This window comes from Vibrio sp. S234-5 (assembly GCF_000960595.1).
In the GTDB taxonomy this organism is placed as follows: Bacteria; Pseudomonadota; Gammaproteobacteria; order Enterobacterales; family Vibrionaceae; genus Vibrio.
This window is the reverse complement of the sequence record NZ_JZAM01000054.1, coordinates 1-780: the sequence shown is the minus strand read 5'-3', so window position 1 is coordinate 780 and position 780 is coordinate 1. Positions and strand designations below refer to the sequence as shown.

1 protein-coding gene is annotated in these 780 nt (G+C 44.2%); it reads left to right on the top strand.

Annotated elements, in window-relative coordinates:
- The first annotated feature begins 214 nt into the window (after positions 1 to 214).
- On the top strand, positions 215 to 505 hold the full coding sequence (locus UF06_RS23400; protein WP_080569473.1) for a YkgJ family cysteine cluster protein: 291 nt from the start codon (positions 215 to 217) through the stop codon (positions 503 to 505).
- The last annotated feature ends 275 nt before the right edge of the window (positions 506 to 780 follow it).

Sequence of the window (780 nt, the reverse complement as noted above, 5' to 3'; positions counted from 1 at the left end):
TAAGCATAACAAAGCGTTTAAGTGGGATTTGGCACGCGTGGCATTTTCAGTTTGCGTTGAGTTCGGTGGTTACGGCACTGTGCGGTAGCTTTTGTATTGCGTGCCTGCACCCCTTAACGCGGCGTTATGGCTATCAAGTTGAGTTCATCATTAATGTCGGTAAATTGGTTTAAATTGGAGTACTATTCTGCGATTAAACTCGCTGAAGAACTCGATGACAATCCCAATTAAAAATGTATCCAATCCTGAAATATCGTGCTCAAACTGCCATGCTTGTTGTTGCCGTTTGGAGGTTATGATCATTACCGACACAGGTGTACCAGAGCAGCATATTGCATTCGATGAATGGGGTGGAGAAACGATGCTGCGTTTGTCAGATGGTTGGTGTTCAGCTCTAGATCGTGAAACGTTCATGTGCACAATTTACGAAAATCGCCCTTGGATTTGTCGAGAATTCGAAATGGGCTCTTACGAATGTCGAGATGAACGGATAGACCTTTCTTAAAGTTTTACACGATAAATCAGTGAGTTGTTAGCCATAACAAACGGTTCAAGAGGGACAGCCAACGCGCGGCATTTTTATTATGCGTTGGTTTTTGTGGTTATGGTGCTGTGCTGAAGCTTGGTAATGGCGTTGGCTGCCCCTTAACCGGGCGTTATGCAACTCAGGTAAATTTAGGAGTTCAATCTTTTTAGGTTTCTCCGGCCATTCGTTTTGTGTTGTCGGCAAATGAGCACTTTTACCCTCAGATTCGTGGTTCACTCAAGCCGTAAAACAGG

Excerpts from the sequence above, each read along its gene's own strand:
- UF06_RS23400 (WP_080569473.1), top strand. The coding sequence starts at position 215 with ATGACAATCCCAATTAAAAATGTATCCAATCCTGAAATATCGTGCTCA.